The organism is Flavobacterium aureirubrum, assembly GCF_038739835.1.
Classification (GTDB): domain Bacteria; phylum Bacteroidota; class Bacteroidia; order Flavobacteriales; family Flavobacteriaceae; genus Flavobacterium; species Flavobacterium aureirubrum.
Window position 1 is genome coordinate 1 of sequence record NZ_JBCGDO010000035.1, and the last position, 9,960, is coordinate 9,960.

Genomic DNA, 9,960 nt, shown 5'->3' on the forward strand with positions numbered 1-9,960 from the left:
AATATTTTTTTACTATATTTGACATAGATATTGTTTGTTTTACGACTTCAAGATACTGCATTTCAGTATCTTGACCAATATCTAATCAATTTATTTTACTTCAAATAATTACACCCAACGGGTTAAATTATATTTTTGCCTTTATAGCCATTGGATTGATAGATGTTTTCACTTTATTAATCTTGGTATTACCTTTTTTAATTATTGGATTTATCTTTTCAAAACGACAATTCAATAGCTATAATTATATCGTTTTTGGAGCGTTTGTGCTATCACTGCTTATACTTACATTAATTTATAGATTGTCATGTTATTTCTTAAACTACGATTTTGAAATGTTTTTAAACTCGAGTTTAGTAGCTGCAAGTGCATATACCTATTTTCCACATTTAATCATGCCTTATAATATTTTGATGATTTATTACTTGCTATTTTCGCTGGGATTAATTGTCTTTTTGTCAGTACTAACCTATGGATTTAAAGAAAATTGGCATGAAGCTTTTTCATTTTTACTATTATTTATTTTTTTAATACTACTTAGCAACGTAAAAAATGAATGGATTGATAATGAAATGATTAAACAAGCTATTGCAGTTTTTATACCAATATTCATCGGGATTTTAGTTGCTGTTTTTTTAAGAATAACCTATCCAGTCTATAAAAAGTTTGTGTTTGCCAAAACATATTTCGCCATAGTTCTTTCAGCTGGACTAGTCTATGCAGCAATTTATTTTCAAGAGTCTGAATTCAAAAAAATAAAGCAGTCTGATATATCGACACGAATGGTTTTAAATGCATACGAACGTATTTCGAGCGAATATTTCCCATTCTCATATGCAGTAGTTAACGCTTCTTCCACTTATGCGATAAGCACAAATCAGCACTTTTTTATTAATTATGAATATTTCCTTAGAGACTATTTGACCAAAGATTATCAGTATTATAAAAATATTAAAAACAAAAAGTTTTTCCGGAAATACCCTGAATATGTGTTACCAAAAAGTGTTATCGTGTTTGTTTATAAAAAGAAACTAACCGGTACAACGGCGCTCAACGAAGGATTTAGTTTTAAATCTGGAGTAGAAAAACAAATTAAAGAATTAAAAAACAGAGGAAGAAAAATTGAAGTTATATATAAAAATGAGGCTTTTGATGTATATGAAATAATTAATAAGCCTAAAGAGTCAAGATTAAATGACTTAATTTACAAAATATGAGAACTACTTGTAACCATAATAATACCATTTCATTACTTGTTATAACATTTTTTATTTTAATGTTGTCAAGTTGTGCAAAACTTGAAAAATTATCAGAAGCAGAAAAATTTGATTTTTTCAATTCAGAAAATGAAGATCAAAGAGAATTAAGAAGATATACAAACGATTCTCCAAACAATCCACCATTAATTCAATATATTGTTGATCAAAGTGATTTGCAAAATATAAAAACATTCAACCATATCAAAAAAGTATGCGATTATACCAAACTAGGCATAAAAAGTACTACTATAAACGAATGGAATTCTACATCAGAAATTCCAGCGTCGATAAGAGTTTTATGTTTTTATGATACAAAAAAAATAAACACAGCTACTATAGATAAAATTATAAATTTTGTTTCAAAAGGCGGAACACTTTACTTGCCTACAAGTAGTGAAGATGCAAGATTTTCATTTTTGATTGGACTAAAGCCTGGAGCCGATTTTAGCGTTGATGTTGCATCGGCAGGATATAATTTCAAAATTCCCATGTTGCCTGATTATAAAGAAAGAAAGTTTGGAAAAGAAATCATATTTTACGGACTTAAAAGAAGTAACTTCAAAAAAAATATCAAAGTATTTGCAAATGCAGCAAACAATGATTTTTATCCCTTAATTACTGAAAACTCCATCGGAAATGGAAAAGTAATTTTTTACAACTCTACAAATTATAATGAAAAACCAGATAGAGGATTACTAATTGCCATGATTTTAAAAGGTCTTGAAGGAATTCCATATCCTATTGCTAATGTAAATACAATACATCTTGATGATTTTCCTTCGCCAGTATATGATGTAATGCAAGAACCAATTAAAACCGAATTGAATCAAAGTTTATATGAGTACGTTTATAAAACATTTTGGCCCGATATGGTAAAGCTTGCTGATGAGTTTGATATCAAATATGTTGCTCTTACTACTTTTGATTACGACTCTAATATTCAACCACCATTTTTATTCAATCAGTGGGATTTACAAAAAGCTAAAATAAATAATAAAACAGAAATTTTAAGTAATTGGCTTGCAAAAGATATCTTAAAAAACGGCCATGAATTGGGATTTCATGGTTATAATCACGTTTCATTAGTTAAAAAAGATTGGAACGATAATACTGAGTTTATGCGATTAGCATTGGCTGCTGCCGAAAAAAAATGGAGGATAAACGGATTTGGAAAATTGCCTTCAACATATGTTCCGCCTTCAAACGTGGTAGATAAAACAGGATTACAACAATTAACTACAGCAATGCCCTATATCAAATTCATGTGTAGTATTTATGATGGTGATTTTAAAGAAGGTGGAAATAGAGAATTTGATTTTGAACCATTAGAGCCTAAATTATTTGATTTTACTCGAACAGCTAACGGGTTTTACTTGAAAGAAGATGCCAATTACGCATTAAATTCGGTTTATTTATATACTGGAATTTGGGTTCATTTCCTTCATCCAGACGATGTTTACCAGATTCCCAGTGAAAATAATATGAGCCAAGGAAACTATGCTCTAAGAAATACAGATGGACTTGGTTGGTACAAAACCAAAAATTCTGATAGAGCGATGTATCCTCTGTTTAGAGATTTAGTAAAGGGAATGACAACAAAGTATCCACAACTACGATTCGTGAATGGCGTGGACGGCGGATTTCTAGTGAATGACTGGCGAGCATCAAAGTATAGTCATAAATTTGGAAATGGAGAATATTTAGTTGAAGAATTAAATAATGAAGAATCTATAACTGATAATCAATATTGGTTTTTATACGGAAGTAATGAAAATGCAAATCGGCTAGAAGCTCAACTGAAAAAAGAAGGAGCAGCTTTCAAAAAAACTGCCTTTTTAGAGGGAAGCTTATATTCTATTTTTACAAAAAAATCAAAACTTAAAATGATCGATTTAAACCATAAAACAGAAGAAGAAAAAATACTTCTTGAAGAGGTTCAAATGAAAGTGATAGCTGATTTTGAGAAATTTAAAAAACAAGTTATTGAGCTGACTACTGAAAAAATTTATGTTGACACTTCTGAAGAAGATTTTAAAAAAGAACTTCAAGATTTAAGACAAAAAATGAATGCATCCGCTAAAATAGATAAAGCAGTTTGGAATAAATATGCGGAATACATGAGTTGGGATAACAAAGGAAATGTTGTTTGGAAAATGTTAGAACACCAGGTAACAAAATATCCCACAACTGAAAACATTTTATACTCTATTGATTTAAGCAGAATTTTAGATTACCCTTCTGAATTAGAAAGAGAAAAGTGGTTGCGACTTCAAATGCAAGCAAAACCCGACGATAAATCAATACTGAGTGACTATATTGCCAGTTATAATACGGCAGAAAATAAAGAAAACATAAAAGATGCTTTAGAAAAACTTTTAAAAATTGATGATACGCAGGAAACAAAAATGATGTATCTACAATATTTACTTGATTACGAGCCAGATAATGCCTTACTATTTCTAAAAGACATAACACCATCAATTGATTTTGAAAATATGGCTATGCAAATTACTTGGTTGTATGCCCATAGAAACAATTTTTCTAAAGCCTTTGATTGGTCTAAATTCACAAAAGAAATTGACTTTGTTACAAAAATGAACTGGTTAATTGAAACTAAGTCCAATGATAAACTTGTAAATGAATACACTGAATATATTTCAAAAAATCCTGACGATTATAAAGCAAAAGTTTTAATGAGTTCGTTTTATCATGAAACTGGCAAATTCAAAAATTCATGGGTAATTGCAAATACTTTACCTAATGATCTACCTGAAAAAGAAGCACTACGTAAAACGTTAAATACGGATGTGGTATATGAGCAAAGAGATTTAAAATTGGATTTAGCCGAAAATCATTCTGAATTATTTTATCCAAAAGTTTTAGAAAAAATTCTGAAGAGTGATAGAAGACAATATTCTGATTTTGTTAACCTTGCAAGTTCATTAGAGACAAATAGAGAAGATATTGCCGCGCTAAAAAATGTTCTTTCCTACAATATTCACGATAAAAAATTAAACATTCATAGTATTGGCGCAACTTTTAGTAAAATGTATGAATTAAACTTAGGAATAAATGATCCAACAGATAATATTACGCATACATTATTTGGTCTAGAATATAAATTCAAAAGAGCTATTGTTGAAAATAAAATAAATTATTGGACGTCAGGACGCATAGAATTTAGTGACCAAGATATAATGTTTTTTCAATATACGTTGGGAGCAAATTTATCAAAAGATAAAAATTATAAATCGTTAGAGTTAAAAATTGCACCCGCAGAGTCTGGTGGCGCACACAGTAAAAATATTTATCGTTTTCAAATGAATTATTTTCAAGATATTTATTTTCTAAAATTTTTAAATGCTAATATTTCTGCTGAAGGAAATTTTTACAATAAAAGTAGTACTTTGAATACACGAGTAACTACCAGTGAAGCCTATGAAGGTTTTATTTGCGCAAAGTTATTTTATGATAATGGCATGCCAAGGAAATTTAAAATAATGCCTTTTGCAGAAAGTTTTTATTCAAACGGTTCGTTTGATAGTACTGATCGCGCTGAATTGCGGACAGGTTATCCCTTTTAGATGTTAGACGACAGATTTTATTATGGTGGTGGAATGGCTTTTAAAATAGGGAAGGAGCAAGATAATTTTAATATGCGAGTTGAAGCTTCTTATTTTGAGGATGATTTTAGTGATAATTTCAAAAGATTTAATGGCCAATTCAATTATTTACTATTCGATTATACCGAGCTGACAGCTACTTTAGAATTATTCATTCAATCAGAATACTATTCAAACGCGGTTCAATTTGGATTAAAACATAGTTTAAAAAAACGCAAAAAGAAATAAAAATTGGGGTTAAGAAAGTAGTTTCTCGACCCCAATTAATTAGAAAGTGCTTCTGTTAGTGTTTTACAATAATTCTTTTTGTAGTATTAACACTTCCATTTTCTAATCTAATCATATAAACACCATTAGATAAACCTTGAGTATTTATCGAAATTTTATTATTTTCGATTGTATCAGTTATAACCCCGAAGTTTTGTCCAAGAGTATTAAACAATGTCACTTTAAAATCTGAAATATTTTCCATTTCAACGATGATTTGCTCATTAGCTGGAACTGGATAAATTACAGGATTAATTCTTGTATTATCAGCAATACTAAGTGCTGTTTGAGTAACATTAACAACAGCGTTTAATTTATTATAACTAGTGGTTGCTTCCCATGTATTGACGTTAGCAAAACGAATTGAATATTCTGGTCTAGTTCTTAAATTTTCTGCTGCATCTGGAAGATTTAAAAATAAATCATAACTTCCCTGTACCATGTCAACTGGTAGATTAACGTTTTCGTTTATTGTTATTTCGTTTGTTCCTAACCATAGTTGCGGATTTGATGCAAGCGCAACAGAATAAACTTGATTAGTAACTGTATTTCTAAAAACTATGTAAGCCGTTCTATCGTTGTAAATAGAAGCAAAACCAGTATTTCTCAATTTGATTGTTACAGGCATCACTCGTCCTGGTGTTGCATTTGTTGGGAAAGTAGCAGTTGTCAAATTAAAACGATATCCTAATCTTTTTTTGATGTCATTTAAGCAATTGCTTTCAGCAAATTCTGTAATTACATCGGGATAATAATCAATATTCATATAAGACCAATGGAATTTCTCCATTTCTGTCACACCAACATCACAATTTGAAAGTGCCGGATCAAAATCACAGGTTTCTCCACCCATTGGTACAAATCTAGTTTCCTGAGCTAAATAAGGATATTCAGCATTAATATTAGTATATGTACCAACGTCAGTAGGATCAGAAATAAAGCAATCATTGTGGTGACCAACTCTAGCTAAACTTGCTGTGGATAATCCTTCTGACTGAGTCATAGGAGATGTTCCATTAAATAATCTCTGTTTCAAATTGGGAGTTCTTATTTGAACCGTTCTGTTTATAGGTAAAGCATTCAATAGAGCATCAACAATTTCCCTACGATTAGCAAAGTCTGCTGTAGTTGGATTCATACCAAAATGATCTGTGTAATACCATTCACCCCAAGTACCAATGAAGCCAGCTTGCATAGTGGCAATAACATCTGCATTGGCTTGTAAAATCGGAGCTAATTGTTGAATATGAGACAACATACGTGCTTTAGTAGCATCTCTTTGTCCAAGTGTTGTCTGATTTGAATACGCAAAACGTATAACACATTTTAACCCTGCATTTCTAATTCTTGTAAAATCAGTAGTCATATTGTCTAAGTAGGACTGAGAGATCGGACTGTTTAAAAAGTCACCGATATAAAATAATCTTAAAATCAATGTGATATTTTCGCTATTTCTAAGAGTAACTAAACTTGATTGGCTTAAAGGAGAATAACTTGTAGAATTAGTTTCACGGTGACGATAAAATCCTCTTTCTGGATTAGAAAAATTTTCACTTGATTCTGTGAACGTAACCGATGTTGTTTATGCATTTATGGCAAATATTACCAAAAACATCATTGCGAAAGTAAAAACTCTTTTCATAATTGTGTAGGTTTAGTTTAACTTTATTTTTTGTAACTGTATAGGATTTGGGATTCAATATTGTTACAATGTAAATCTATATAGATTAAGTGCAATTTTAATCGATAAATGGATAAAAAATGGATAAAAAATCGATAAAATGCATAAAATTAGATATAAAATCAGATTTTTATTATATATTTAGAGGCTTTTGTAGGTTATTATGTCTTTTAACTGTTAAATAGTTATTAACTTTCACTTATTCAAATGTTTATAACTATAATTTCAATGCAAATTTTCCTAGATTTCGATGAATACAAGTATAAAATATGACAGCATATCATCATAATTTATATAAAAACCAAAACAATACAAATGAACTATAATTTATATTATGTAAAATAGAAATCAACATTCGAGAGCCTATTTAATAAATATAAAGTTATAAAACTTTCAAGTTATTAATAGATACTTAGTTTAAGCTTCCTTACTTTTGCAAATGATAAAAAACTAATTTAACAGAACAAATATGATTAATTCAATAACTGAAAATATTGCAAACTTTTTAAAAGAATATGCACCATTTAATTATTTGAATTATGATGAATTAATTCAAGTTACAAATAGTATTGGTGTTGTAAATTTAGATAAGCATAAAGTGTTGTTCCAAATCAATGACAAACTTCATGATAGTTTTTATGTTGTAGCATCAGGTGTCATAAATCTATCTGTAGTTGCTGACTCTGAGGAAACGCTGCTTAACAAATGTTATCCAGGCGATGTATTTGGTCTTCGTCCGTTTTTTGCAAAGAATAACTATATGATGACTGCCAAAGCACGTGAAGAAAGTTTAATATATGCAATTCCTATTGATATATTCAAGCCTTTTGTAGCAAAGAATCCCCAAGTACTTGATTTCCTGCTCGAAAGCTTCGCAACCAATACTAGAAATCCTTATGACAAAGAAAATCGCGGAAAGTTAATTACTGATAATGTATATACTGACAATCAAACGACTGAATTTCAGTATTTTCAATCTTTAACCTACAATAAAACGCCTTTAAAAGTTAGTAAAACTTACTCTGTTAAAGACACTGCACAATTAATGACTGAAAACTTAATTGATAGTGCTTTAATTATAGAGCAAAATCAACCAGTTGGAATAATAACCGACACTGATTTTAGAACCAAAATTGCAAACGGACGATTTCCGATTTCCACTACTGTAGATAAGATAATGTCATCGCCAGTTATTACAGTTCCTGAAAATGTTTCTGTTGCCGAAGCGCAATTACTTTTATTAAAGTATAATGTTAGTCATTTATGTGTAACTGCCGATGGTTCAGATAAAACAGATGTTAGAGGTGTTATTTCTGAACATGATTTAATTGTTGCACAAGCTAATAATCCTGGCGTACTAATCAAAGAAATTAAGCGTGCTCTATCTGCAAAAGAATTAAAATTAGTTCGTGAAAAATTAACTGATTTAATTCAAACGTCAATTTCTAAAAATATTCCGTTACCGCATATCTATACAATTACAGGAGAAATCATTACAGCTATTATTAAACGAGCAGTTGAATTAGCAATTCTTGATTTGGGTTCGCCTCCAGCGCGATTTGCTTGGTTAAGTATTGGTAGTCAAGGAAGAAAAGAACAATTACTACTTACTGATCAAGATAGTATTTTAGTTTTTGAAGATGTTGCTCCAGAAAAATACAGAGATGTTAAAGACTACTTTTTAAAATTGGGTAAAAGAACTACTTCTGTACTCGAAAAAGTGGGTTATCCTTATTGTCCAAATGGACATATGGCAAGTAATATGCTGTGGTGTAAATCTCTTTCTGACTGGATAAAACAATACGATAATTGGATGAAAACACCTGGTGAAAATTCTAATAATATTGCCAGTATATTTTTTGATTATGAAATTGCTTTCGGCGAAACTAAAATTGAAGATACTATTGCTGACGTTATTTCAAAAAATTCAAAAAGCAATGCTTTATTTTTTGATTATTTAGGTAATGATACTTTGCGCAAAAATCCTGCACTAAACTTTTTTAAGAAATTCAATATCGAAGAAGAAGGCAATAATAAAGGAAAATTTGATGTTAAAAATAAAGCTATTATGCCGCTTGTTGATGGCGCTAGGCTCTTTTCTATTAGTTTGAATTTACGGGGAATTAACAATACTTATTCAAGATTTAAGCAATTAGCTTTGGTAGATCCGAAATTTTCTGAACTATATTTAAATTGTGCTGATGCATTTTTAATCCTTTCTAAATTTAGAACCTTAGAAGGTTTAAAAAACGATAATTCTGGTGACTACATTGCTATTGATGAGCTAACCAAAGTCGAAAAGGAAAGACTTAAAAATGCTTTGCTGCCCATGAAAGAATTAGAAGATTTAATAAAGGACAAGTTTCAATTAACTCAATTTTCATAATATGTTAGATTGGATCAAAAATATTAATAAAGATTATCCAGGATTTTGGAAAACATATTTGGCTAAATTTGAAACAAAAACCAATAGATACGTCATTTTATCTGCTGAAACTACCGGATTAAATCCAAAAAAAGATGTAATATTATCTTTTGGAGCGATTGCAGTTATAAACGATGTTATAAAGGTTGGAGATAGTTTTGAATTGGTTATTTTACAATATAAATACCTTCATGACAATGGATTATCCAACGATTTTTTAATCGAAAGTACACTACCTAAATATGCTGAATATCCTGCCATCGAAGCGCTTGTAGAATATATTGGGAATTCAATACTTGTTGGACATCGCATTAATTTTGACATCGAAATGATAAATAGTGTGCTTGAAAAAATGGAATGTGGAAGGTTAAAAAATGAAGCACTTGATATTGAAATAATGCATCAAAAACTTATTGACAGTACTAATAAATCATTCTCTTTAGAAGACTTGACAAAGCATTACAAAATACCAATTAATGAGAGAAATTCTGCTTCAAACGATGCCTATTCAATTGCATTACTGTTTTTAAAGTTAAAATCAAAACTCGGCTTTAAATAGCAAAAACCCACTCGATTGAGTGGGTTTTTCGATCTGTCAAAATCAAACAAAACAATAATCAAACTATTTTATGGGAACACGAATTGGTTATCTTTTCATAAACATATTTGTGTAATATTTTCTACCGGTTTGACTGTCGGTGGTTA

At 29.9% G+C, this 9,960-nt stretch carries 6 protein-coding genes and 1 pseudogene; 5 read left to right on the plus strand and 2 right to left on the minus strand.

The annotated features are described in order from the left end of the window. Nucleotides 1-335: 335 nt before the first annotated feature. Genes WFZ85_RS15140 through WFZ85_RS15150 form a run of 3 tightly spaced genes read left to right on the plus strand, consistent with a single transcriptional unit; the run spans nucleotide 336 to nucleotide 5,110 of the window. Nucleotides 336-1,217: a hypothetical protein gene (locus tag WFZ85_RS15140; protein WP_342697110.1), complete on the plus strand. Its 882-nt coding sequence runs from the start codon at nucleotides 336-338 to the stop codon at nucleotides 1,215-1,217. Continuing rightward, entirely contained in the window at nucleotides 1,214-4,843 is a 3,630-nt protein-coding gene (locus WFZ85_RS15145; protein ID WP_342697111.1) for a DUF2194 domain-containing protein, read from the plus strand. Before WFZ85_RS15140 ends, WFZ85_RS15145 begins: the two co-directional genes overlap by 4 nt. After that, nucleotides 4,844-5,110, plus strand: coding sequence for a hypothetical protein (locus WFZ85_RS15150; protein ID WP_342697112.1), 267 nt, complete (start codon nucleotides 4,844-4,846; stop codon nucleotides 5,108-5,110). It begins immediately after the preceding gene. A gap of 55 nt (nucleotides 5,111-5,165) precedes the next feature. On the opposite strand, the gene WFZ85_RS15155 is transcribed toward WFZ85_RS15150, so the two are convergent. Together WFZ85_RS15155 and WFZ85_RS15160 are read right to left on the minus strand one after the other, a co-directional pair. Then, the gene (locus tag WFZ85_RS15155) at nucleotides 5,166-6,152 is read right to left on the minus strand and encodes a DUF4832 domain-containing protein (RefSeq protein WP_342697115.1); all 987 of its coding nucleotides are present in this window, start codon (nucleotides 6,150-6,152) and stop codon (nucleotides 5,166-5,168) included. A 45-nt stretch (nucleotides 6,153-6,197) separates the two neighbouring features. Beyond that, a pseudogene (locus tag WFZ85_RS15160) lies at nucleotides 6,198-6,677 on the minus strand (DUF4874 domain-containing protein); the annotation flags it as partial. Between the two features lie 622 nt (nucleotides 6,678-7,299). Between WFZ85_RS15160 and WFZ85_RS15165 the strand changes: the two are divergent. Then, complete coding sequence (locus WFZ85_RS15165) at nucleotides 7,300-9,216, plus strand: DUF294 nucleotidyltransferase-like domain-containing protein (protein ID WP_342697113.1); 1,917 nt, start codon at nucleotides 7,300-7,302, stop codon at nucleotides 9,214-9,216. 1 nt (nucleotide 9,217) lies between these two features. Then, complete coding sequence (locus tag WFZ85_RS15170) at nucleotides 9,218-9,814, plus strand: 3'-5' exonuclease (protein WP_342697114.1); 597 nt, start codon at nucleotides 9,218-9,220, stop codon at nucleotides 9,812-9,814. Nucleotides 9,815-9,960 lie beyond the last annotated feature (146 nt).

Excerpts from the sequence above, each read along its gene's own strand:
- WFZ85_RS15140 (WP_342697110.1), top strand. The coding sequence starts at position 336 with ATGTTTTTAAACTCGAGTTTAGTAGCTGCAAGTGCATATACCTATTTT.
- WFZ85_RS15145 (WP_342697111.1), top strand. The coding sequence starts at position 1,214 with ATGAGAACTACTTGTAACCATAATAATACCATTTCATTACTTGTTATA.
- WFZ85_RS15150 (WP_342697112.1), top strand. The coding sequence starts at position 4,844 with ATGTTAGACGACAGATTTTATTATGGTGGTGGAATGGCTTTTAAAATA.
- WFZ85_RS15155 (WP_342697115.1), bottom strand. The coding sequence starts at position 6,152 with ATGACTCAGTCAGAAGGATTATCCACAGCAAGTTTAGCTAGAGTTGGT.
- WFZ85_RS15165 (WP_342697113.1), top strand. The coding sequence starts at position 7,300 with ATGATTAATTCAATAACTGAAAATATTGCAAACTTTTTAAAAGAATAT.
- WFZ85_RS15170 (WP_342697114.1), top strand. The coding sequence starts at position 9,218 with ATGTTAGATTGGATCAAAAATATTAATAAAGATTATCCAGGATTTTGG.